We start from the raw sequence: 24,773 nt of genomic DNA, 5'->3' as shown, positions 1-24,773 counted from the left end.
AAAAATTCCCGGTTTAATTAAGTCAAATATTTATAACAGTTTCATGAACATAGCAGAAAAAGAAGCAGCGTTGGTACGCCTGGGCCAGTATCTGGCCGGCAATAGTCCGGAATTGACAGCAGTAAAGGAACGTGCTTATTTAGCCAATGGCTGGTTCACGCCTGCATTTATTGATCAGTCGCTCAACAGCATCTGCCGGTACTACCTGGACCCGGCCGCCCTGCAGACCTGGCTGCAGCAGTACCCCGCCACCGCACAGGAACGCAACCCTAATAAGGTGGGTATCGTAGTGGCCGGTAATATCCCGCTGGTAGGGTTTCACGACTGGCTCTGCGGATTTATCAGCGGCCACCATATCAAACTGAAACTCTCCTCCAAAGACGAGGTGCTGATGCGTCATGTGCTGGACAAAATGACCGAATGGTACCCGGAACTGGCCGAACAGACGGAAGTGCTGGAGATCCTGAAAAACTGCGATGCCTATATTGCGACCGGCAGCAACAATTCCGCCCGCTATTTTAACTATTACTTCTCCAAATACCCCCATATCATCCGGCATAACCGTACCTCCGCGGCTATCCTTACCGGCGGGGAGAACGCAGCCGAACTGGAAGCGCTGGCGGATGACGTCATGCTTTATTTCGGCCTCGGATGCCGTAACGTGACGAAAGTAATGGTACCGGAAGGCTATGACTTCGAGCCGCTGCTCAAAGCCCTCGGCAAATACGACTACCTGGCAGACCATCACAAATACAAAAACAACTACGACTATAACCTGGCGCTGTTCCTGCTCAATAACAGCGCTTACCTGACCAACGGCAGCATCCTGCTTCATGAGGCGGCTTCCCTGTTCTCTCCCCTCAGTGTACTGCACTACGGCTATTATAAAGACATACAACAGCTCCGGGAAGACATGGCCGCCCAGTCAGACCTGCAGTGCCTCGTAGGGCAGCAGTTCACCCCCTTCGGCAAAGCCCAGCAGCCCGCCCTGGCGGATTATGCAGACGGTGTAGATACCCTGGCGTTCCTGCTGGAACTGTAGTCACGCAAAGGCGCTAAGCAGCAAAGAGCGCAAAGGATTAAATAAAGTATTTTAAGAAAGCAAAGGAGCGGAGATCAAATGTCATCTCCGCTCCTTTGCTTTTTGTTGCTTTTCGGTGTTTTCTGTTCTCTTATTTTTCTTATTGATCTTCAAAATCTTTACGCCTTTGCTGCTTAGCGCCTTTGCGTGACTAACTTTTTGTCTCTCTTTTTTGTTATATTGTCATTGCCCTGTGTTATCCTGTCAGCCTGTTTTTAGCAGTATTTAACGATTGATATAAAAATCTGTTAAAGTAAATATGTCACGATACGTTTCAACCGCTACCGCTACTAAATTTGTATCAGGGGCATATAAATTGATCTTACTTAGATTATTAAAAAAATACTTTATTTGGTATCACAACGCTAAACACACTATAATATGAAATTAAAGCAAATTGTTACGACAGTGTTGATCAGTGCTGTTACTGCCGTTGCTGCCATATTTGTGTATGGCAAATACTTCGAAGGCAGACGCCCGGGCACTTTTCAAAACGGTTCCAATGACATCCCCGTAAACTATGCAAGGTATACTATGCCGGGCGCCGAAAGCAAAGCCAATGCCGTTCCCCCTTCCGATTTTGTGACCGCTGCCAGAACAGCTGTTCCCGGCGTAGTCCACATCAAAACAAAGATCAATCCGCGGCAGGTAACCAATGGACTACAGAAAAGACGCAGCATCCTGCAGGACCTCTTCGGCGACGAATTTTTTGGTGATGAGTTCAACGGAGGCGGAGATGGCCGCCGCTATTATATCCCCGGCCAGATGGCTTCCGGTTCAGGCGTACTCATTTCTGACGACGGCTACATCGTGACCAACAACCACGTGATCGCCGACGCCGACGAAATCACCGTTTCCCTCGCCAATGAAAACAAGACGTTCAAGGCCAAGCTGGTAGGCACAGACCCCAGCACCGACCTGGCCGTGATCAAGATCCCCGGCAAGAGCCTGCCCTACCTGCTGTATGGCAACTCCGACAACGTGGACATCGGTCAGTGGGTACTGGCTGTCGGTTACCCGCTTAACCTCGACGCGACCGTTACCGCCGGTATCGTCAGCGCCAAATCCCGCTCTATCGGTATCAATAAAAGCGGCGGCAGGATCAACAACTCCATCGAGTCTTTCATTCAGACCGATGCCGCTGTGAACCAGGGCAACAGTGGCGGCGCACTGGTGAATACCGCCGGTGAACTGGTGGGCATCAACTCCGCCATCGCCTCCCCTACCGGCTCCTACGCAGGGTACTCCTACGCTATCCCGGTAAACCTTGTCCGGAAAGTAGTCAACGATATACTGAAGTATGGCAGCGTACAGCGGGCATACCTCGGCGTTAAATACGCCTCTCCGGCTGCTATCGCATCCATGACAGACGACCAGCTGCGTGAAATCGGCGTAAGACGCGACGTCAACGGCGTGCAGATCACCGAAGTAATGGACAATAGCTCCGCCGCAGCCGCAGGCCTTCGCCAGGGCGACATCATCACCAAAATCAACGGGGTGAGCGTAGCCGGATCTTCCCAGATGAGCGAACAGGTGGCCCGTTATAAACCCGGTGACAAGATCAGCATCACCTACACCCGCGGCGATAAGGAATACACCAGCAACAACGTTACGCTCCGCAACCTGCAGGGCAACACCGACGTGGTGCGCATCACCAACCTCGACAGACTGGGGGCAGACCTTTCCGACCTGACCAAAGAAGAGGCTACAAGTATTGGAGTAAAAGGGGGTGTAAGGGTCAATGATATCAGCACCGGTATCATTAAAAAACAAACCAGCATGATCCCGGGCTTTGTGATCCTGAAAGCAGGCAATACGCCCGTGACTTCCGTCAACTCGCTCAGCGCCATCCTGGACAAAGAGAAAAACATCCAGCTGGTAGGTTTCTACCCGCAAAGGGGAGGAAATATCTACTATTACAATATCAATACCGGCGGCGCAGGCGCAGAAAACCTGTAATACTCCGCTGCTGATACCTTTAGCCCGGTGTTTCAGTACCGGTGATGGCTTTTTACTCCATCCCGGCACTGAAGCGCCGGGCTTAATTTTTCAGGGGTAAAAGCGCCTAAAAATAAAGAGACCGACCATTTGGTCAGTCCCTTTTAAAAAAGTACAAGTAAAGTCTGGACAAACTAACAAGTAATAGCTAGATCTATGAAAACCCATAATGAAAATAAGATAAGTATATGAGGTTCGGTTACATGACCTCGTGAACAGCATATTCCATACAGGGAACGCATAAAAAAGCCGGTTAAGCGCAAGGCCACCGGCTAAAAAACTTCAGTATCAGACAAACTTACAGGTTGATCACTCCTTTCAGCTGGGTGAAAAACTCGTCTTTTTTGCGGGAAGAAATCGGAATATTTTTCTGGTCGCTCATCACCACAGCGGTACCTAACCCCTTGATAATCTTCACAATATGGTGAATATTGATGAGGAAGGATTTATGTACGCGATAAAATCCCTTGTCGGACAACATCTCTTCGTATTCTTTCAGGGATTTGGAGATCAGATGGGACACGTTGTTGATCAGCTGGATTTTGGTATAGCTGTCGAAAGCTTCACAGTAGATAATATCCTTGAGGTCAATCACGTTATAGCCGTCATTCACGGGGATTACTATCTTGGAGAAGGCGTTATCGTTGTTTTTTACGTAGTCTTTCAGAATGGAAGCCAGTTCGTTGAGCCGTCCTTTTTTGCTTTTCTTCACTTTTTCCAATGCATCTTCCACCTCGCTTACCTTGATGGGTTTGAGCAGGTAGTCCAACGCCGCAAACTTGATGGCCTGTAAAGCATATTCCTGGAAGGCAGTGATAAAAATAACCTCAAAGTTCAGCACCGGGAACATCTCCAGCAGCTGGAAACCATTATGCGGAGGCATCTCAATGTCCAGGAACAGTACGTCAATGGGGTTGTTTTTAATCATTTCTGCCGCCTCATTGATATTCTGCGCCTCTCCAACTACGGTAACGTCCTTACAATAGTTCTCCAGAATATTGCGCAAAATATGAATGTTGCGGACTTCATCGTCTACAATGGCAGCTTTTATATTACTCATAACATCTTAACAATGGGAATCAGAATTTCAACTAAGGTACCTTCCTTATTGCCGAAACCAGATTTAAATTTATCAATAATTTCTAACTTTCCAACACTTCCATTAAAAGATTTTATAATCTGCAACCTTTCCTTTATCACGCTCAGTGCGGTAGATTCGTGTTTGATCAACCGGGAGCTTTTGATACTATTGGACTTGTCCCAACCGATGCCGTCGTCATCAACGGAGCAATAGAGCAGATCATCCACCATTTCTATCCGGATCTCCAGGTACCCGGCGCTGTTTTTGGGCGCCAGCCCGTGTTTGATGGCGTTTTCCACGATTGGCTGAATAATCATGGGCGGAATATATATGGTATAGTCTTTTAACGTGTTTTCCATGATGAAGTGGTAGGTAAAGGAGTGCGCAAACCGGATTTTTTCCAGCTCCAGGTAGCGGGTCAGGAAAGCGATCTCCTCTTCCAGCGAAATATAGGATTTCCGGGAGTTATTGAGCATCTGGCGCATCAGCGTGGCGAAATCCGCCAGGAAGTTGAGCGCCTGCTTTTCCTCTTTCTCCAGGATGAGGTGCTGCACCGAGTTCAGCGAATTGAAGATGAAATGGGGATTCATCTGATTGGTGAGCGCTTTGGCCTCCAGTTCCGCGATACGGCGGTTGTACTCCGTTTTTCTTTTTTCCGCCTGTTTGATCCTTTTCACAATAAAACGCAGCACAACCAGGATCACCAGCAGTCCGGCCAGCAGGAGGATGCCGCGGGCCCACCATTGCTGGTACCATTGCGGCAGTATGTTTACGTTCAGGTTGAGGGGTTTGGACCAGTCGCTTTTGTATTTGCGGGCCCTGACCATCAGTTTATAGTTGCCAGGCTGCAGGTCGGGGAACGGGATAATGTTGGACATGGTGGTGACCCATCCGCTGGTGGTGTCTCCTGAAAAATTATATTGGTATTCCACCAGTTCGGGCAGGTCGAACACGATGGTGCCGAACTCTGCTTCGAAGGAGGCTTTCCTTTTATACAGATGTACGAAGTTGTCTCCTGGCAGGTAAGTACTGTCGCCATACCGGATATTGCTGAGGTAGATCACGGGGGGTACGGTATCCACCGGCAGGTGATCGCCTTTAAAGTAGCAGAGGCCGTTGGAGGTCGCGATGTACAGGATGCCGTCGTCGGCATATACCCCGCGGATGTCGTCGGACATGAGGCCATCGTTGGAGGTGATATTGCGGGTGATGTGCTGTTCTTTTACATTAATCACCGAAACGCCTTTGTTGGTGGCCACGTACAGGTTCTGATACCCGTCGTAATACAGTTGCTGGCAGATGTCGCTGGCCAGGTTATTGGCGGATGACAGGTGTTTGACCACCGTATCGCCATGTACAACGTAGATGCCCTGATCGCTGGTGCCGATCCACAGGTAGCCGTTGATCCATTTGAGGTCTTTGATGCTGAGCGTGCGCAGTGAGTCGTTAGTAGACGGTTTCAGCCTGCGGGTGCCGTCCGTGCAGGTGTAGAGTCCGTTGTTGGCGCCGACGAAATACAGGGAATCGTTGACACTGGCGATGGACGTCACGATCATGTCGAGTTCCGTGATTTCATAGTCATCCAGTGCGATGACCTGGTTTTTGGCTGCTATCCTGATTTTTCCTGCGGGGGAGATATCCACGTCTTTCAGCATTTTCACTGCTTTGAGCTGTGAATACTTCTGTGTAGCGGTATTAAACAAGAGCAGTCCGTTGTCTGTTCCGATCAGGGCTTCATTTTCCCTGTAGGGCAGGATGGCGAGGAGGCTGTTGCGGCCGCTGGCGGTGTCCAGGGTGAACTGCCGGATGACGCCGTTAACGCTCATGGTATTGAGGATGCCTGCATTTTGTCCGATCAGGAGCAGGTCATTTTTTTTGTCTTTGCTGATGCTGAAGATGGAGTGGGAATACAGTCCGTTGGTATTATCCAGGTAGCTGAAGTAGAAATTTTTATAGGGGATATTATATACGCCGTCGCCGAAGGTGGTGATCCAGATGTTACCGTCGCGGTCCTTCAGCAGGGAGGTAATGTTATGGTTATCCAGCAGTTTGGTGATCTTTTTATCTCCCTTAAAAAAACCTTTGATATAATACAATGCGCGCTGGGTACCGATCCAGAGGTTATCGTTATCGATACACAGGTTACTGATTTCGTCTTTGATGCCCCAGTCGGCCCCGTTAAAAAAGCAGCTGATTTTCTGGGGCGTATAGGCGTACAGGATATTGCGGACCATCAGGATCGGTCCGTTTTTTACCGTGTCAGCATTTTCGCTGTCAAAAGGGTACGGGCATACGGAGGATATCTCCTGTTGGGGATTGGTGGGATCGTGGAGGGAATTTACATGAAAGGCTTTTTGCAGCGGGCGGTATACGCGGCCGTTGCGCAGCAGGTACAGGAAATTGGTTTCTATGTCCCGTTTGTCGTATTCTGTTTTTTTACCGTTATAGGTAACGATGCGGTTATTGGAATTGAAGAAATACACGAAGCCGGCGTCTGCCTCGAAGGCATATTGCATATAGTGGCTGCGGCTGTTGAATTTCAGGGAGGAGTCGTTGTCTTCGTTGTGGATATAGGTATGATCGTAAAAAGAGAGTTTACCGTTGAGCGTAAAGAACCATAGTCTTCCTTTACTGTCAGCGGCGAGCTTGACAACGTCGTTGTCGGTGAGGCCGTCTTTTTTGGCGTAGTTACGAAAACGTTTACCGTCGAACTTACTGACACCGGTGGGTGTAGCAAACCAGATGAATCCGTCTTTATCCTGTACGGCGGCGTATACAGTAGCATTAGCCAACCCATCTTTTACATTGTAGTTGCGGATCATCAGGCCCTGGGCCCATGCGTTGTAACCTGTGCAAAAGATGACCAGCCACCATAACAGTATGAAACGGGTAATGGACATCAATGATGAATTACGAATTACGAATTACGAATTACGAATGAAGACTGCTATGCCGAGGGGGGCGTTAGCGGATGGTCATTGGTAATTCCTTTAACTACAAATTACGAACTACGAATTACAAATGGCTTTTTCATTCGTAATCCGTAATCCGTAATTCGCAATTGATTTTAGTATGCTCTGGCAAACAACACCCGTTCTTTGGACGGTTTACCTGTGAGGACGCAGGTACCTGCTTCCTGGGGGTTGTCCAGTGGTATACAACGGATGGTTGCTTTTGTCAGTTCTTTGATTTTCTCTTCCGTTTCGGCGGTACCGTCCCAGTGGGCGGACACGAAGCCAGTTTTTTCGTCCAGTACTTTCTGGAATTCCTCGAAGTTATCTACACGGGTGATATGTTCATCGCGGTAGGTTTTGGCTTTGGTGAAGAGGTGCTGCTGAATTTCTTCCAGCAGTTCGCCGATGCGGCCTGCCAGTCCGTCGAGGGAGAGGCTCATTTTCTCTTTTGTATCGCGGCGGGCGACCTCGGCCACGTTGTTTTCGAGGTCTCTTGCGCCGATGGCTATACGAACGGGAACGCCTTTCATTTCATATTCGGCGAATTTCCAGCCCGGGCGGTTGTTGTCGGAGTCGTCGTATTTCACGCGGATGCCGGCTTTTTTCAGTTCAGCCACGATGCCGTTTACTTTTTCATCGAGGGCAGTTTTCTGGTCGGCGCCTTTATAGATAGGTACGATCACCACCTGCAGCGGAGCGATGCGGGGGGGCAGTACGAGGCCCTGGTCATCGCTGTGCACCATGATGAGGCCTCCGATCAGGCGGGTAGATACGCCCCAGGAGGTGGCCCATACGTAGTCCAGTTTATTTTCTTTGTTGGAGAACTGTACATCGAATGCTTTCGCGAAGTTCTGGCCGAGGAAGTGGGAGGTACCGGCCTGCAGGGCTTTACCGTCCTGCATGAGGGCTTCCACGCAGTAGGTGTTTACTGCTCCGGCGAATCTTTCGCTGGCGGTTTTAACGCCGCGGATCACCGGTACCGCCATATATTGTTCGGCGAATTCAGCGTATATGTGCAGCATCTGTTCTGTTTCCGCGATGGCTTCTTCTGCTGTGGCGTGGGCGGTATGGCCTTCCTGCCAGAGGAATTCGGCCGTGCGGAGGAAAAGGCGGGTGCGCATCTCCCAGCGTACCACGTTGGCCCACTGGTTGATCAGCAGGGGCAGGTCGCGGTAAGATTGGATCCAGTCCTTATAGGTGTTCCAGATGATGGTTTCCGAAGTGGGTCGAACGATCAGCTCTTCTTCCAGTTTGGCTTCCGGGTCTACCACTACCCCGCCGCCGTTGGGGTCGTTTTTCAGGCGGTAGTGGGTTACAACGGCGCATTCTTTAGCGAAGCCTTCCACGTGGGCGGCTTCTTTGCTGAGGAAGCTTTTGGGGATAAACAGCGGAAAATAAGCGTTCTGGTGACCGGTTTCCTTAAATTTACTGTCCAGGACGTCGCGCATGGCTTCCCAGAGCGCATAACCATATGGTTTGATCACCATACAGCCTCTAACGGCAGAGTAGTCTGCCAGACCGCCTTTCACCACCAGGTCATTGTACCATTTCGAATAATCTTCCGAACGGGCTGTGATCTCTTTACTCATAAATAAAAATACTAATTTATATACCTTTGTCTTTTAGTTAAAAATTATTGAATTTGTCTAGCAAAAATTATCTTCCCGTCAGCCGGAAAACAGCCTCAAACTGGCTTAGTTTTTGTCACAAATATTTAAAAAGAAAATGTTACAAACCTACATGAAAATCATAAAGGTGCAAATAGTCCGGCCAAAATAAAATAACCCGTTCTGTTATTGTAACTTTGTTCCCTTAAAATCCGTTATAAAAGTGTAAATTTACTATATAAATCACGCTAAAAATATATTTCAAATGAAACCTATACTATACATTGCACTGGCTGCTGGTACGTTCGCTCTGGGCGCCTGCTCCAGTACATATAAGACGGCCCAGACACCGGACGATGTATATTATTCTCCGCGCCAGCAACAGCGCACCTATGCTTCCAACAACGGTTCTGACGGAAATTCTGTACAGGATGAGAATGGCAGGTATACGGATGCGCCCGATGACGGTGGCACTTACGTGACCTACGATGATGATCAGGGTGATTATCAGCGCCGTATCAACCGTTTCGGCAGCAACGCCAACACTTACAACGGCGGTTACTGGGATGGTTACAATGCAGCGAGCAACCTGTACATGGGCGGCTGGGGCGCTGGTTACGGCTACGGCCCATACAGCAGCTTCGGTTACAGCAGCCTCTGGGGTCCGTCCATGACCCTGGGCTTTGGATGGGGCGGCGGATTTTACCGTCCCTGGAGCTATGGCTTAGGCTTTGGCTGGGGTGGTTATCCTTACTATGGTTCTTACTGGCCTTATTATGGCGGTTACTATGGCCACTACTATCCGTACTACGCAGGTGGTTACTATGGTGGCGGTTATTATGGCGGCGGCCACTACGGTGGTGGTTATTTCACCCGTCGTCCGGCCAACTCCTACGGACCGGTTAGAAACGGCAACGAACGTGTTCGTACAGCCAATTATACCAATAACAGCGGCGGCAACACCGGCGGCGGTGGTTACTACCGTCCGGCGAGAGGCGCGGTAGCACCGGCAAATGGTGGCGGCAACGGTAACTATATACCGTCCAACACTGACCGTCCCCGTCGTGTGTTCCAGCAGTCCAGCTCAGAAAGACCCGTTATTTCCCGTCCTTCCTATAACAACGGCGGCAACTACAATAATAACAACGGCGGCTATTCCCGTCCTTCCAGAGTGGAATATTCCCGTCCTTCCACACCTGCACCGAGCTACTCCCCTCCCAGCGGCGGCGGTGGCGTACGTAGCGGCGGAAGCAGCGGCGGTGGCGGAGGCTACAGCCGTCCTGCAAGAGGCGGACGTTAATCACTAACAAACGAATTCAGGATAAGCGTAGCAAAAAAACTACGCTTATCTTTTTATAGGACATAAGTTTTCCTGTTTGTGAACGTTATATCTGTCGCAGCACGTTATTCACCAGACATTCTGCCAATACATCTCAATTTTTAAGTATATAGAATTATGATTAAAAGAATTTACCCTCTTTTAGGAGGACTCTTTTTATCCGTTACCGCAATGGCGCAGAGCTCGAATGACGCTTTGCTTTACTCCCCCAATCAACCATTCGGGACAGCAAGAGCACAATCACTGGGTGGAGCAGGCATCGGCCTGGGCGGCGACTACTCCTCAGCACACACTAACCCTGCCGGCATCGGCATGTTCAAGACCGGCGAAGTGTTCATCTCAGCAGGATTAGGCCTTACCAACAACAATTCCACCTACCTGGGCAACGGGCAGCTGGACAACAAAGGCAACAAGACCAATTTCCAGATACCCAGCATCGGCGTGATCTTCGCCTCCAACAAAGGCACCGGCGACAAAGCCTGGAACAACGTAAGCTTCTCGCTGGGCTACACCCGCCTGGCCAACTATAACAATAAAATAGTGGTGGCCGGCTACAACGACAAATCATCTTTCTCAGATACCTGGGTAGACCAGATGTGGTACGCCGACTCTGCCGGTATCGTCAACGACTACCCGCTGGGCGGCAGCATCGGCTACCGCGCCGGCCTGATAGACCGCTTCCGTCACCCCGACGGCGTGGTAGACCCGATGAGCAACGCATCCCCTACCCGCCCTACCGGCGGCCTCACCGCCATACAGCAACGCGGCATCCTCGAAACACGGGGAGGACTCAACGAATTTGCGTTCGCCGTAGCCGGTAACTACGGTAACCGTTTATACATCGGCGGTAGCATCAATGTGCCTAATGTAAACTACCGCGAAGACTTCACCGTAATGGAAGACGACGCCACCAACAACGGCGCCAACCAGCCTAACAACGATTTCGGTTACTTCGACTACCGCCAGTACCTCAGAAGAACTGGGCTCGGTATCGGCGCTAAAATAGGCGTATTGTACAAGGCCTCTCCCCGCTTCCGCCTGGGCGGCGCCTTCCACACGCCTACCTACTACAGCATGCACGACAGCTATACCGCCGACATCGACGTTAACACGGAAAATTACCTCGGGAAACAATATGCCCATTCCGACAATGTGACCGGCGGTTACCCCGTGGAATTTGACTATAACTACGTAGCACCGCTCCGCGCCATGGCCGGCGCCACCTACTTCTTCGGCGATATCACCCACGTGAGCAATACACAGGGCTTCATCACCGCCGATTACGAGTACGTGAACCAGTCCTCCGGTAAATTCAAAATGAGCGACTACCGCGATGACGAAAAAGCACTGAACCAAAACATCAGCGCCATCTATAAAGCCGTTTCCAACGTACGTGTGGGCGCCGAACTGAAATTCGCCACCCTCTACGCCGTAAGAGCCGGCTTCGCCTGGTATGGCAACCCGTACAGCAACGACGAATACAACGCCAACACCGACGCCTCCCGCAAAGTGTACAGCGCCGGCTTCGGCTACCGCAACAAAGGCCTGTATGCCGATCTGGCCTACAGCTACACACAAGGCAATGACCGCTACCGGTTGTATACCAGCACCACCCAGGGATTAACACCTGCGGCCGCAACCCTGGATTACAACAGAAGCAATGTGGTATTGACACTGGGGCTGAAATTTTGATTTTCGGGGATTTGATCTCAGGGATTTGATTCCCCCCTTCCCCTTCCCCTCCCCCTCCCCCCAGGGCTCACACCCTGGGCAACAATGTTGTTCAAAGCCCAAAGTAGGCGAGGATGTTGAAGTTTCGGCAACAGGATTTGAACTTGGGAAGTGAATGAAGTGGTGAATAGTGAAGCGGTGAAGCTAAATCGAACGAAACAACGCCCGGAGGGATGTAATGTCCGGGCATGATCTAATAAAAAAAAGCTGGCCATGCGGCCAGCTTTTTTTTATGCGAAGATTACGAATGAATTGTGTTTGATGGGGAGGCGCTTATGCTTATACCTATACCTATACCTATACCTATACTTTTACTTATGCTTATGCTTATGCCTATGCTTAGGCTTATGAGCCTGATGTTTGTGATCAGGAGGGCTGTTGCAATTGTTGTTGCAGCCAGCTGATGATCACTTCCGGATAGCGGGGATCGAACCAGTGGTAATCCGGGTCTTTGCGGAACCAGGTCAGTTGTCTTTTGGCGTATTGCCGGGTATGTGTTTTAATGTCTTCCACTGCCTTTTCGAGGGACAGCGTGCCGTCGAAGTAGTCAAATATCTCCTGGTAGCCTACAGTACGCAGGGCATTATGTTGCCGGAAAGCTTTTACACTTTCCACTTCTGCGAGCAGGCCGGCGTCCATCATGAGGTCTACCCGTTTGTGGATGTTTTCATGCAGCAGTTCCTTCGGCAGATTAATGCCTGTTTTGATAATACGGAAGTCCCGCTGCGCTTTGGTAGCGGTACGGAAGGTGGTGATAGATCTTCCGGTAGCCTCAAGGACTTCCAGTGCGCGGATGAGGCGTTGCGGATTTTGTGTTTCCGCGGTGGCATAAAACGCCGGATCGCGCAGCTGCAGTTGTTCCTGGAGCCAGGCGAGGCCGTTTTCCGCATATTGCACGTTGAGCTGTTCCCGGATGCCCGGCGGGATGGCCGGCATATCGTCTATTCCTTCGCAGAAAGCGCGGATATACAGGCCGGTACCACCGCACATGATGGCCACATCGTTGTCGCGGAAGATATCGCGGGCATATTGCAGGGCCAGTTGTTCGTAGATACCGGCATTCACTTCTTCCCGGATGGAGTGGGAGTTGATGAAATAGTGCGGGGCGGCTGCCAGTTCCGCTGGTGTGGGTTTAGCCGTACCGATGCTGATTTCCCGGTAACACTGCCGGGAGTCGGCAGAGATCACCGAAGTGCGGTATAACTGCGCCAACCGTATAGCCAGCGCCGTTTTACCGGAGGCCGTGGGGCCTGCTATGATAATGACTGTTTTCAGGTTAGATCAGTTACTAGTAGTTATTTTCATCTTCACCGCCGCCGCCGAAATCATCAGCGCCGTCGTTGTTGGTTTCCTCTTCTCCTTCTTCACCGAAGCCTTCTTCGTCCATGCCTTCCTTGTTAAGGTCATATTTTTCTTCCATTTCCACGAGTTTATCGCCCACCAGGCCTTTGGTACCGTACTGGCTGGGGGCCAGGCCTTCCTTGCGTACACATACCGGGTAGGTCAGTTTGGCGTTCTCATCTTTGGAGACGCCGATCAGTTCAACGAGGAATGACCAGTTTTTGGCGAAGTCGTAGAGGTAGATGAATTTTTGGTTGGGTGCTTTCACCGCGGCGGCGATGGTGGTTTCCGCCATCAGCAGCGGCTCTACTTTACGGGGTTGCTTATCTTCCTGCAGGATGATTTCCCGGCCGCGTTGCCAGTTATCATTGCTACGGAAGAAGGTGGCTCCATGTTTGGTATCAAATTCAAAAGCCTGCAAAATGGCCGTATGTAATGCTAAAAAAGTCTGATTCGGCTTAATGGAAATGTCTCTGTAAACACTTTCATCTTCTTCCCAGTATACTCTGAATTTCAAAACCGGCATGACAATTTGGTTATAAGTTAGATAAATATATTAATTCCCAACGCATGGTCAAGGGCGCTGATAACAATTAATCGTTTCTTAATTCTGGTTATGTAAAATTACCAATTTTATTTAACTGGGGTAAGGTCCAGGGCTTTTGCTTTTTCCAGCATAAAAGCGTAGGCGGCTTCGTAGGTGTTTGCGATTTCGCCGTCGAGGATAGCTTCCCGGATAGCGTTTTTGAGGTCACCTACTATGCGGCCGGGCTTCAGGTCAAAGGTCTCCATGATCATTTCGCCGGTAACGGGGGGTTGCCAGTTGCGGATACGATCGCTTTCTTCCACTTCCTTCAGCCTTTTGCGCACCAGTTCAAAATTCTCCAGATAACGTTTCACCTTGGATTTGTTTTTGGAGGTGATATCGGCTTCGCACAGCATCATGAGTGATTCGATGTCGTCGCCGGCGTCGAACAGGAGCCTGCGGATAGCCGAGTCCGTTATATTCTCTTTCGTGAGGCTGATCGGGCGCAGGTGGAGTTCCACCAGTTTTTTGACCAGCTTCATTTTATCGTGCAGGGGTAATTTAAATTTGGTGAAGATACGGGTCACCATCTTCCCTCCCACCGCATCGTGACCGTGGAAGGTCCAGCCGTGGCCCGGTTCAAATTTTTTGGTGGCGGGCTTACCGATATCATGCAGCAGTGCAGCCCAGCGGAGCCAGAGGTCGCGGGTATGCACGGAGATATTATCGACTACCTGCAGGGTATGATAGAAATTATCTTTATGTCCTTTCCCTTCATACATCTCCACGCCTACCATGTCTGTCATCTGGGGGAAGATGATTTTAAGCAGACCGGCTTTATAGAGCAGGTCGAGCCCCACGGAGGGTTTGGGAGAGAGCATGATTTTATTGAATTCGTCGGAGATCCTTTCCTGGGTGATGATGCGGATACGTTCCGCATTTTCCTGGATGGCTTTAAAGGCGTCATCGGCGATGGTGAACTGCAGCTGGGATGCAAAGCGGATGGCCCGCATCATGCGCAGGGGGTCGTCGCTGAAGGTTTGTGCCGGCTCCAGCGGGGTGCGGATCAGTTGTTTATCCAGATCTGCCATTCCGCCGAAGGGGTCGATAAGGGTGCCGTAGTCGGCCTCCCGGAGGCTGACCGCCAGTGCGTTGATGGTAAAATCGCGGCGGTTCTGGTCATCTTCGAGGGTGCCGGCCACTACTTCGGGGTTTCTGGATTCCCGGCGGTAGCTTTCTTTGCGGGCGCCTACGAATTCGATTTCGAATTCATGCCATTTCACCTGGGCGGTGCCGTAGGTTTTAAAGAAGCTGACGGGGATATTGTCGCCCAGGGCAGCAGCCACCTGGTGTGCCAGGGTGATGCCGTCTCCCACGCACACGATATCCATGTCTTTTGTTCTTCTTCCCAGTATTTTATCGCGTACGAAGCCTCCGATCAGAAAGGCCGGCACCCGTAGTTCATGGGCTGCCAGCGCAATCTTCTCCAACACTTTCCGTTCCTGCAGGGAGCAGGGAATGTCTAATGGCTTGCTGCTGATCATATTAAAATTTTGTTCCTTTCGCTGAAATCAGGGCGCAAATGTAATAAATAATGCCGTTTAATCCCGGATTATGGCTATCGATCCGTCTTTTCCTATCCTGATAATCCTGGAAGCCACGCCGGCAGCGGCTTCTTCCTGGCGGTATTTTACCACATAGTCCACGCCGTTCACGATCGCGGGGGACACGTCGCGGAAACTGGCTGGGCTGGGTTGACCGCTGATATTGGCAGAGGTGGACACCAGGGGTTTCCGGAGGCGTTTGAGCAGGTGGCGGCAGAAGGTATCCTGCACGATGCGGATGGCTACTGTCTGGTCGTCGCTGACGGCGTTGGCCGCGAGGCCGAGGGCGCCTTCGTAGATGACTGTCGTCGGCCGGTCGAAGCCGGCCAGCACCTCCGCCATGTCCGGCCGCGGGTTAGACACATAATACAGCAGGTCGCGCACATCGGGCAGCAGGATCACGAGGCTTTTGCTTTCGCTGCGTTGTTTCAGTTCATAAACTTTTTTTACGGCAGCTTCGTTGGTGGCGTCGCAGCCGATGCCCCAGATGGTATCTGTGGGGTAGAGAATGAGTCCGCCATTGCGCAGTACCGGCAGGGCGGCATTAATATCTTGTTCAAAATCCATGGCTGTTCATTTATTTTTCCAGGTCCACATACACTTTCATCATATCCGCCGCGCATTGTTCCGGTGTGAAGCGCCGGGCGTGTATCCATCCTTTGCGGCGCATGTCTTCTGACAGCGAAGATTCCGCCAGTATGCGGCGCATGGCGCCGGCGATGTCGGTGGCGCTTAACGGGTCGACATACAGCGCAGCGTCTCCCCCTGTCTCCCCAAAACAGGAGCCATGGGAGGTGATCACCGGCGTACCGCTCCAGAGCGCTTCCAGAATGGGTATGCCAAAACCTTCAAACAGGGAAGGGTACAATAAGGCCGCGGCGCCCTGGTAGAGCAGGGGTAAGGCGCTGTTGGGCAGCCTTTCCTGTTCATTGAGCCATATCACCTGCTGTGAGAGGCCGTTGGCCGCGAGGTATTCCTTTACTTTCTTCTTATAACCGCTCCCGTTGCCCAGTACCACCAGTGGAACATTTACGGCGCCTTTCAGTGTATTCATCGCCGTTACGATGCCCAACAGGTTTTTCCTTTCAATGACCGAGCCAACATATAAAAAATACTGGTCGGGCAGCTGGTAGCGGCTGCGGAAGTCCTGTATTTCGGCGGTGGTGTGCGGCACGGCGAAAGCGGGGTCGCAGCTTTGGTATACCACTTCTATTTTATCCGGATCGGTATGATAGTAGGTGATGAGGTCCTGCCGCGTCTGTTCGCTGATGGCGACCACTTTGTCTGCTTTTTCGCAGGCATAGCGGGCTTTACGGCGATAGGTAAGCACGTCGATAGGGTTGTATTGTTGCGGGTACCTTTCAAAGATCAGGTCATGCATGGTCACCACCGATTTCACGCCGCTGCCGGGGATGCCGAAGGGTATTTCATGACTGAGGCCGTGGTACAGGTCGATCCCATACCGTTGCAGGTCTTTTACCACATAGCGGCTCCGCCAGGCCGATTTAAACCAGCGGTGCCAGGCTTTTCCGGGTAATATCACCGGGATGCCCGGTGCGTTGTACATATCTGTTTGTTTAGGAGCGAACAGGAAATACTGGTGCTCCGGGAAGCCAGCTGCCAGGGAAGAAATGAGGGTCCGGCTGTAGTTGCCCAGTCCTGTATCATTCTGGAAAGCACGCTTGGCATCAAAACCAATCTTCATATGTTGCGAAAATACGAAGTCCGGGAAAGAAATTCGTTATTCGTTATTTCATTTATTAGATATTACTTTTGCGAAAAAAGCACAAATGGATTTACAACAACAAATACAGGCTGCCTGGGCTGACAGGAGCCTGTTGCAGGAAACGCAGTATACCGATGCTGTAAAAGCGGTGATAGAAGCAGTAGACAAAGGCACGCTGAGAGTAGCGCAGCCTGCAGAAAGCGGCTGGGTAGTTAATGAGTGGGTAAAGCAGGCTATCCTGATGTATTTCACCATTCAGCCGATGGAGACCATGTCTGTTCCTCCGTTCGAGTTCTACGACAAGATGAAGCTGAAGACCAACTATAAAGACCTGGGCGTGCGCGTAGTGCCGCATGCTATTGCCCGTTACGGTGCGTATATCTCCAAAGGTTGTATCCTGATGCCTTCCTACGTGAACATCGGCGCTTATGTAGACGAAGGAACGATGGTAGACACCTGGGCTACCGTAGGCTCCTGTGCGCAGATCGGCAAACACGTGCACCTGAGCGGTGGCGTAGGTATCGGCGGCGTACTGGAACCGCTGCAGGCCAGCCCTGTGATCATCGAAGACGGTTGCTTTGTGGGCTCCCGTTGCATCGTGGTAGAAGGTGTGCACGTAGAGAAAGAAGCCGTGCTCGGCGCCAACGTGGTACTGACCCAGTCCACCAAGATCATTGACGTGAGCGGTCCTGAGCCTATCGAATACAAAGGCCGTGTACCAGCCCGCAGCGTGGTGATCCCCGGAACTTACACCAAGAAGTTCCCTGCCGGCGAATACCAGGTGTCCTGCGCGCTGATCATTGGTCAGCGTAAAGCCTCCACCGACCTGAAGACCAGCCTGAACGACACCCTGCGTGAGTTCAACGTGGCCGTTTAATATCGTTGAGAAGCAATAAGTTAAACCGACTTATTGCTTCTTTTTAAAATAAATTTGGTTGGTAATATAAAAAGCCTACCTTTGCAATCCCTTTAACGAGGGACACAGCCCTGCCCAGATGGCGAAATTGGTAGACGCACTGTGTTCAGGTCGCAGCGCCCGCAAGGGTGTGCTGGTTCGAATCCAGTTCTGGGCACAAAGAGCTTGTAAGTTTTGGCTTACAAGCTCTTTTGTTTTGCATCGGTGTCAATTTTTTTTAGACTCTCGCGCTTTCTCCCACTATCGTTGACACACCTAATCCCTGTGTTGGCAGCAGAACACGACCAGCACGTTTATCCCTCAGCTGGTTTGATAGCCTGCATGTCAGGGACTGGTTTTAAAATATTGGTTCGCCAATTAAATCGCTTCTCGGGGGGAACTGACTATATTTATTTAAACATCCTTGTGTCGCCTTCTTCAGCTGTTCGGAGTGGATTTTGATCACTCCGATTTTTAATATTTACACAGTTTATGAGATAGTGTCGTTGTAAGGTATAAACAATATCATTCATTATTCTCAAAATATTTTTCCCAAATCGGATCATTCCAAAACCGCATGTCATCAAAGTTATATTTGTATATATATTCACCATTCACTTCTCTAATTGTAGCGAACTGGGTAAAATACATGTCTTTAATAGCTTCAGAAGCCTTTTCCCTGTCGTAGAAATTTATTATATTGAATGAGTCCATCCACTCTAATTTGAATCCGTCTTTTTGTCGTATACCCAGATAACAAAAGGCATTATAATACCAATAATAATTCTTAGCAGGCCAAAGCTGTCTGCGGATTGGATTCTTTGTAAGAACAAATACTATCACCTTTTGATAGTCTCTACTATACAATATAGAATCAATTTGTAGCACTGTCGAATCATAATATTCAGCACTATGAAAGGATTGTTCATGTTTAATCATCAATTCCCTCATCTGATGCGCTAATACGTCTTTATCCTTCACGTAGCTATCTGCATCTCTCTTTACAGTATTCAGAAACGCTTTAGGTGTGCGTATCCTCTTTTCAGTGCAGGAAAGGGCTAATAAACCGAATGCAAAGAATATAATTAACTTATGCCTGATCATGTGTTTTTATTTAATTTCCCGCTTTTATCCATCTGGCACCATCCCATTTGGAATACCCGTGGCATTATTCACCGGCGTAATTGTTGCTTCAGGTTTTTGGGCACAGTATTTTTCAGTACTGCTTTGCCCGGAATTTGCCCTTGCATAAACAGCCTGCCGCACAAGGATAAATATACAAGGAATAGGACTTGTAAAGCTCTCACAAGTAAAAGTTTCCGATATATTTAACATAGGTTATCATATACTCTGCTGTACCAGGGAAGGTCGCTCAAAAAAATAATCCTCGAGATGGAAGACTGGGGTAAAAAACACCGAAAAAAAATAATGGAGAAGGCACCATAGCTTTTTGCGTTCTATATCCGCTATGATCTTATATTTGGCATTCGAATTTTAAACTAAAATAAAACATGAAGTTATCTCTTCTCTGTACCGCTCTCTTTTTAGCCTTGTTTGCTTTTCACCCGTCATCTGCCCAGCAAAACGGCCCTGCGCTACCTGTAAAAAAATTATTTACGTTACTGGAAAACCCTAACAGTCCCGTCAATCAGGAAGACCAATGCTTCAAAGAAGTAGATGGCATGGACATCCTGAAGCTGAACAAACCCAGTATTAAAACGTATTTAAACAATCTCAAAAACACAGGCATCTTCTCCCCCGCTTATTTAGCAGAAAAAGAAAAATACTACCAGGAGATGGAGCAATACATCAAAAAAGATGGTTATGCCAGCGGCAGGGACAGCGACGAATACACCCTGAGCCAGGACCCGCCCGAGCATAAAGAAGTGCTGGCGGCTTTGCAGAAGACAACACCTGTAATTACAGGCAATACAGCAACGATCACCCTGCGGTTTAAAAATTATCCCACCTATAAGCTGATTTACAAGCTGGTGAAAGTGAATAATGACTGGCTGATAGATGGTATTCGTTCGAATTAAGTCAGCCCTTTAAAACGTTATAAAACAAATGACCGATGTATACTACATACACCGGTCATTTGTTATTTCCCTGGCCCGTAGATAGACTCCAGGTCCAGCTTTTTTATCCTCGATCTGATGGCTCCTTCCGTTCGCCCAAAGTGTATTGCCATCTCCTTTATCTTTCTGCCTTTGCAATAAAGCTGGGTCAGTTCATTATCCTGTTCCTCTGTCCAGGGCATATAAGCGCCTTTGTGTTTTAATCTGACTTCTTCAAAGGTATATGTCTTTTCAGTAGCTGTTTTATAACCTTCCGTCATCGCCGGATTTACAAAAGATGCCTTATTTGTTATTTCGGGTTTTTCCTCTTTAAGAACAGTAATCTGTGAAGAAGGGAAACCGGATGGAATCATGGACTCCGGAATTTGAATAATATCGCGGGTCCGGGTAATAGCAACATACAGCAGGTTGATTTCCTCATTCAGTTTCGAGACGTTCATTTCCTCCTTTTTCATTTTCGTGAGCTTCTCCTCCGTCACAAAATCATCTGCCAGGATAACCTTGTCATACTCCATTCCTTTGCTCCGGTGAACAGTCGAAAAAATAACTGCCGCTTTCTTTTTATCCGTATCGTCTACATGTTTGTCTTTAAGCGTTCTGATTATCGATGGAATATCATCGCCGTATTCCCTTACGATCTCCAGCATAGTAGCCAGTTGAATATCCTCCGTATGTTCAATATACTCCTCCAGTTCCGCCATGTTTTTCATCTCCCGGATGAGATGGTCCTTTACAAGGTACCGCTTATTATTAATGAAGTTCAGCAGGTCGTAAAGAGAGGTTCCATCATCCGCATAGGCATAGGAATTAATATTTCCTTCAAAATATATATGCCTGACGTCCACATTCTTTTCAATGTACGCTATAGCATTTAACAATAACCCAAGGTTCGTTCTCGCAATGACTGCCACGCTACTTCCTTTATCCTGCCCGCCATTACCTGTAATAGAAAAAGGCTTATATAAACCAAGGTATTCTTTCCATTTTAAGACTTCAGATGCAAGATGTGCTATGTCCGGTCCAAAACGAAAGCTTGTCGACAGGTGAAAGGTCTTGAAATCCACTTTCTCCAGAGAATTAACTGCATACCGCCAGCTGTAAATTTGCTGATGCGTATCTCCTACTATCACTTTTACTGCCTTTTGCCGGAGAAAGATATCCAGCATGGCAGCGGAGGCGTCCTGACCTTCATCAAATAAAATATAATCAAACTTTAAATCCGGATGTTCCAGCTGGAATTTTTTCAGGTAAAAATCATGCGTGATGTCAATTTCCCCGGCATCCATTTTCTGGTATAAACTTGCAGCCAGTTTCTGAATATCGTTGTAATAGGTTTTAACGAATGACCGGACTTTTTTATCCGTAACAACGTCCAGATAGTCCAGTTCCTCCATGGTCATTTTATCACTATTGCAGAAATAGCTAAAAAATTTATTTATGTGATTGGCTACGATATACTTTCCATGTTTCTCTCCACTTCCTGCTATTTGCAATAATTCCGCAATTTCATGTGTACGATATCCCTGATTACGCACATTATAACCATCTCTGAAAACAATCCGTTTGTAAGCCAGTGAATGAGCTGTCTCCACTTTTACGTTTGTCAATCCGCAGTTTTCAAATTTAGCTATAGCGTCATTCCTGACTGACTTATTAAACGCCAGATACAGTATTTTGGCGTGGCGAGGCCTGCTTTTGGCGTATTCAATGATTGTTGTTGTCTTACCAGAACCGGCTACTGCATTTATTTTAATATTACCGGCAGACTGAATAATGTCAAGCTGCTCCTGAGTTAACTGCATAATGGGTTAATATTGAGGGTGGACAAATGGCTTACATTACAATAGACTATAAATTAGTCATTTAAGCAGAATTCACCAAGTACCATTTTGTCCGCCCCTCTTTTATCTCCCCATCACTTCTTCAATTACCTTCCCTGTACTTCCGCCTGGCATCTGTATCCGCAGCAAAGCACATACAGTAGCTGCAATATCTGTCATCCCGATATGCCTGTAACTAACACCGTGCTTTATCCCCCACCCGAACCATATCAAAGGAATGTGCGTATCATAAGGATACATGGTGCCGTGGGTCGTTCCCATGATGCTGCCGTTCTTTACGCCCGGTGCGGGTATTACCATCATGTCGCCACTGCGTTTGGCGTGCCAGCCGTTGAGGTACATGTCATTAAAGGGCGCAGGAAGATAGCCGTTGTGCATTTCTTCGGCGATCATCACATCGCTGATGCCGGGAAGCGCTTTCAGCTGCGCTTTGATCAACTGCTGCACCGTTACCAGGGGGACGCCGGCCTTACTGATGGCGGCGGTATCCAGGTACAGCTGTAAACCGGCATCGGAGAGGATGGCTTTAGGCACGCCCAGCAGCCTGCTGACGGCTTCATTGAGCGCAGCGGCCCTGCCAATTTTTTCCGCACTGCCCGGCAGGTGGTGGTCCTGAAAAAAGCCCGGTGAGTTGATAGCGCCGTGGTCCGCGGTGAGAAACACCAGGTAGTCATTACCGTAGCGCTGGTCCAGCCAGGTAAGGAATTCGCCGAGTTCTTTATCCAGCCGCAGGTACATGTCTTCCATTTCGATAGCATCTGGGCCGAAGCTATGACCGGCAATGTCCGGCGTGGAGAAGCTGAGGCAAAGCATATCGGTGGCAGTACTGCCTAAGGCGTACCCCAGAATGGCAGCTTTCGCAAAATCCAATGTCAGCGTGTTGCCCAGCGGCGAGTATTTCAGCAGTCCATAGTCTTGCCCTTTGCTGAACTGATGGATGAACACCGGCTTGTCTTCTCCCGGCAGGGGCACTTCATAGTGTTTATCATCTGCCGTGCTGGCGGTATAGGAAGCAAGAGGATATAATGTTTTCCATGGCTGCTGTATATATTTTGCAGCGCGTTGTGCTTTGTTGAAGGCTGTTGCCCATACAGGCAGGCTGTTCATATACCAGGTGCTGGTGATGAAATTGCCCGTGGCATCGTCGTACCAGAAGGCAGCATTGGCGCCGTGGCCCGCGGGCAATATCGCGGCCCTGTCTTTCAGTGCGATGCCTACTACCCTGCTCTGAAAGCCGGTGCCGATACGCAGTTCATCGCCGATGGTGGTGCTCATCAGGTGGCGGGGCGACATGCCTCCTGCGGCTGTTGCAGCACCGCCGATCGTGCTGACCGCGCTATCGTATACACAGTACACAGACTTACCGGCCCGACGGTCATACCAGTCGTTACCGACAATACCGTTCACCGCAGGGCCTGCGCCGGTATATACGGCGGCATGTCCGCTGGCCGTAACGGACGGTACATAGTTGATCATGGTTTGCTCACAGCTGAAACCTTCCCGGAGTAACCGCTTAAACCCCGTATTGCCGTAACGGTTATAATACCGGTACAGGTAGTCCCACCGCATCTGGTCTACCATAATGCCCACGACCAGCTTAGGCCGCTTTAGTTGTTGCGCGAAAAGACTGTTGCCGGCAAGAAGTATTGCCAGCAACAGTATAGAACGGGTTTTCATGAAGGTCTGTTGTCTTTGAATTTGTTAAGCTTACCGGCGCGTTTCTCCAGCACAAAGGCGTCGAACAGTTCACCGGTGGCGAGGTACGCCCTGAAATCAAGGCGGTTGCGATCGATGGTGATCAGATGGTACATCTGCAGATGCCCGGTAACAATATCGGCCCATTCCATTTTCTCATAGTCATACATTTTGGAGCCGCTCACAGACACGACATAGGCGGTACCGTAAGGCGCTATCTGCCGCATCCCCCTGCCATAGGCATGATCGTGCCCCTGCAGTACGATATCTACTTTATACTTATCAAACAGTGGTTTAAACCATGTCCTTACTTTCTCATTGCTCCTGCCTTTTTTGGTAGAGAATACCGGGTGATGCATCGTTACCACGGTCCATGCGTGCGGGTTGGAAGACAGCGTACGCTCCAGCCACTGCTGCTGCGCATGGAGCAGCGATTCCGCGGTGGCTTCCTCCATCATCATGGTGTTGAGGCTGATAAACCGCACACCTTGTATGTCCGTATAGAACACGGAGCCTTCCAGCTCATCGAGACCGGTACCGTTTTCCGGGAGGGTGAAGTGCTTTTTCCAGTGAACGGACAGGTGCGGAAAACCATCTTCATGCGTGTATTCATGATTGCCCGGCGTTACCAGCGATGGCACACTTCCGTGGATATATCCGCCGGCTTCGAACCATTGGCCCCATTCATCGTCGTTGTTGGCACGGTTGACAAGATCGCCGGCATGAATGACCAGCTGCGCGTCCGGCAATTGCGCATAGGCTTTGCGGAGCACGCGGCTCCAGAACGGCCTGATGCCTACCTGCGCATCTCCCAGGTAAATAAAGGACAGCTTTCCGGTTGCCGCTGCCGTGCGGAACTGGAGCCATTCGCTCCAGCCGTTATCGTTACCTACGCGGTAGGTGTACAGCGTATCCGGCTGCAGGCCTGTCAGCGTAAAGCTATGATGACATACATCCAGCAGCGGTGCTGCTTTCGCCGTCACCCGCGCAGCCTTCGCCGCAAACGCCGGACGGGCGTCCGCTATTGCATATTCCACATAGGCCGTAGCGGCGCTGTTTGAACGCCAGGTGATGGCCGCCATGGTAGACGGATCTTTTGTAATATTCAGAATAATCCGGTCAGGGACCGCCGACGCTTTATAAGCCCCTCCTTCCAGCGGCGCCGCCACAGCAGCTAACACCGGCGTTCCTGCCAGCGGCAGCAGTGCGCCGGCTTTCAGGATACCTCCCAGGAAATTCCTTCTCCCTAATATTCTCTTTTCCATATGTTGATCGT

The 24,773-nt window shown here is 49.7% G+C and carries 19 protein-coding genes and 1 tRNA gene; 8 read left to right on the top strand and 12 right to left on the bottom strand.

The window, feature by feature from the left end:
- Window positions 1-43: 43 nt before the first annotated feature.
- The gene (locus tag HF324_RS09420) at window positions 44-1,042 is read left to right on the top strand and encodes an acyl-CoA reductase (protein WP_168859657.1); all 999 of its coding nucleotides are present in this window, start codon (window positions 44-46) and stop codon (window positions 1,040-1,042) included.
- 420 nt (window positions 1,043-1,462) lie between these two features.
- Window positions 1,463-3,040, top strand: coding sequence for a trypsin-like peptidase domain-containing protein (locus HF324_RS09415; RefSeq protein WP_168859656.1), 1,578 nt, complete (start codon window positions 1,463-1,465; stop codon window positions 3,038-3,040).
- Window positions 3,041-3,377: 337 nt separating this feature from the next.
- Here HF324_RS09415 and HF324_RS09410 read toward each other — a convergent pair whose 3' ends face one another.
- The 3 genes from HF324_RS09410 to proS form a co-directional block, all read right to left on the bottom strand.
- Window positions 3,378-4,139: a LytR/AlgR family response regulator transcription factor gene (locus HF324_RS09410; protein WP_078672331.1), complete on the bottom strand. Its 762-nt coding sequence runs from the start codon at window positions 4,137-4,139 to the stop codon at window positions 3,378-3,380.
- Window positions 4,136-7,060 carry a sensor histidine kinase gene (locus HF324_RS09405; protein ID WP_168802232.1) on the bottom strand — a complete coding sequence of 975 codons (2,925 nt, stop codon included), beginning with the start codon at window positions 7,058-7,060 and terminating at the stop codon, window positions 4,136-4,138. The genes HF324_RS09410 and HF324_RS09405 overlap by 4 nt, the downstream gene beginning before the upstream one ends.
- Window positions 7,061-7,227: 167 nt before the next feature.
- Window positions 7,228-8,703 (bottom strand): proline--tRNA ligase, encoded by a 1,476-nt coding sequence (gene proS / locus HF324_RS09400; protein ID WP_168802231.1) that lies wholly within the window; start codon window positions 8,701-8,703, stop codon window positions 7,228-7,230.
- A 283-nt stretch (window positions 8,704-8,986) separates the two neighbouring features.
- Here proS and HF324_RS09395 point away from each other — a divergent pair, with 283 nt between their 5' ends.
- Together HF324_RS09395 and HF324_RS09390 are read left to right on the top strand one after the other, a co-directional pair.
- On the top strand, window positions 8,987-10,021 hold the full coding sequence (locus HF324_RS09395) for a hypothetical protein (RefSeq protein ID WP_168859655.1): 1,035 nt from the start codon (window positions 8,987-8,989) through the stop codon (window positions 10,019-10,021).
- A gap of 210 nt (window positions 10,022-10,231) precedes the next feature.
- On the top strand, window positions 10,232-11,752 hold the full coding sequence (locus HF324_RS09390) for an OmpP1/FadL family transporter (protein WP_168802229.1): 1,521 nt from the start codon (window positions 10,232-10,234) through the stop codon (window positions 11,750-11,752).
- 405 nt (window positions 11,753-12,157) lie between these two features.
- Here HF324_RS09390 and miaA read toward each other — a convergent pair whose 3' ends face one another.
- From miaA to HF324_RS09365, 5 genes are all read right to left on the bottom strand, one after another.
- Window positions 12,158-13,003 (bottom strand): tRNA (adenosine(37)-N6)-dimethylallyltransferase MiaA, encoded by an 846-nt coding sequence (gene miaA, locus HF324_RS09385; protein WP_258539467.1) that lies wholly within the window; start codon window positions 13,001-13,003, stop codon window positions 12,158-12,160.
- A 76-nt stretch (window positions 13,004-13,079) separates the two neighbouring features.
- The gene (locus HF324_RS09380) at window positions 13,080-13,658 is read right to left on the bottom strand and encodes an IS1096 element passenger TnpR family protein (protein ID WP_168802228.1); all 579 of its coding nucleotides are present in this window, start codon (window positions 13,656-13,658) and stop codon (window positions 13,080-13,082) included.
- 107 nt (window positions 13,659-13,765) lie between these two features.
- The gene (locus HF324_RS09375; RefSeq protein ID WP_168859654.1) at window positions 13,766-15,202 is read right to left on the bottom strand and encodes a CCA tRNA nucleotidyltransferase; all 1,437 of its coding nucleotides are present in this window, start codon (window positions 15,200-15,202) and stop codon (window positions 13,766-13,768) included.
- 57 nt (window positions 15,203-15,259) lie between these two features.
- The gene (locus HF324_RS09370; protein ID WP_168859653.1) at window positions 15,260-15,829 is read right to left on the bottom strand and encodes an L-threonylcarbamoyladenylate synthase; all 570 of its coding nucleotides are present in this window, start codon (window positions 15,827-15,829) and stop codon (window positions 15,260-15,262) included.
- Between the two features lie 10 nt (window positions 15,830-15,839).
- The gene (locus tag HF324_RS09365) at window positions 15,840-16,967 is read right to left on the bottom strand and encodes a glycosyltransferase family 4 protein (protein ID WP_168859652.1); all 1,128 of its coding nucleotides are present in this window, start codon (window positions 16,965-16,967) and stop codon (window positions 15,840-15,842) included.
- An 85-nt stretch (window positions 16,968-17,052) separates the two neighbouring features.
- Between HF324_RS09365 and HF324_RS09360 the strand changes: the two genes are divergently transcribed.
- Together HF324_RS09360 and HF324_RS09355 are read left to right on the top strand one after the other, a co-directional pair.
- On the top strand, window positions 17,053-17,865 hold the full coding sequence (locus HF324_RS09360; protein WP_168802224.1) for a 2,3,4,5-tetrahydropyridine-2,6-dicarboxylate N-succinyltransferase: 813 nt from the start codon (window positions 17,053-17,055) through the stop codon (window positions 17,863-17,865).
- Between the two features lie 112 nt (window positions 17,866-17,977).
- Window positions 17,978-18,061, top strand: a tRNA-Leu gene (locus HF324_RS09355).
- Between the two features lie 347 nt (window positions 18,062-18,408).
- On the opposite strand, the gene HF324_RS09350 is transcribed toward HF324_RS09355, so the two are convergent.
- Window positions 18,409-18,987 (bottom strand): hypothetical protein, encoded by a 579-nt coding sequence (locus tag HF324_RS09350; protein WP_168859651.1) that lies wholly within the window; start codon window positions 18,985-18,987, stop codon window positions 18,409-18,411.
- A gap of 246 nt (window positions 18,988-19,233) precedes the next feature.
- On the opposite strand from HF324_RS09350, the gene HF324_RS33855 reads away from it, so the two are divergent.
- Together HF324_RS33855 and HF324_RS09340 are read left to right on the top strand one after the other, a co-directional pair.
- Complete coding sequence (locus tag HF324_RS33855; protein WP_168811525.1) at window positions 19,234-19,329, top strand: hypothetical protein; 96 nt, start codon at window positions 19,234-19,236, stop codon at window positions 19,327-19,329.
- A 65-nt stretch (window positions 19,330-19,394) separates the two neighbouring features.
- A complete protein-coding gene (locus tag HF324_RS09340) occupies window positions 19,395-19,922 on the top strand; it encodes a hypothetical protein (RefSeq protein WP_168802175.1) in 528 nt (175 codons plus the stop codon).
- Window positions 19,923-19,984: 62 nt separating this feature from the next.
- Here the strand turns inward: HF324_RS09340 and HF324_RS09335 are convergent, their stop codons facing one another.
- The 3 genes from HF324_RS09335 to HF324_RS09325 form a co-directional block, all read right to left on the bottom strand.
- A complete protein-coding gene (locus tag HF324_RS09335; RefSeq protein ID WP_168859650.1) occupies window positions 19,985-21,763 on the bottom strand; it encodes a UvrD-helicase domain-containing protein in 1,779 nt (592 codons plus the stop codon).
- Window positions 21,764-21,865: 102 nt separating this feature from the next.
- Window positions 21,866-23,479, bottom strand: coding sequence for an alkaline phosphatase PafA (gene pafA, locus HF324_RS09330; protein WP_168859649.1), 1,614 nt, complete (start codon window positions 23,477-23,479; stop codon window positions 21,866-21,868).
- Window positions 23,476-24,762, bottom strand: coding sequence for a purple acid phosphatase family protein (locus HF324_RS09325; protein ID WP_168859648.1), 1,287 nt, complete (start codon window positions 24,760-24,762; stop codon window positions 23,476-23,478). Before HF324_RS09325 ends, pafA begins: the two co-directional genes overlap by 4 nt.
- Window positions 24,763-24,773: the final 11 nt, after the last annotated feature.

It is taken from the genome of Chitinophaga oryzae (genome assembly GCF_012516375.2).
In the GTDB taxonomy this organism is placed as follows: Bacteria; Bacteroidota; Bacteroidia; order Chitinophagales; family Chitinophagaceae; genus Chitinophaga; species Chitinophaga oryzae.
Note: the sequence above shows the minus strand (reverse complement) of the source record. Positions and strands in the feature narration are given on the sequence as shown.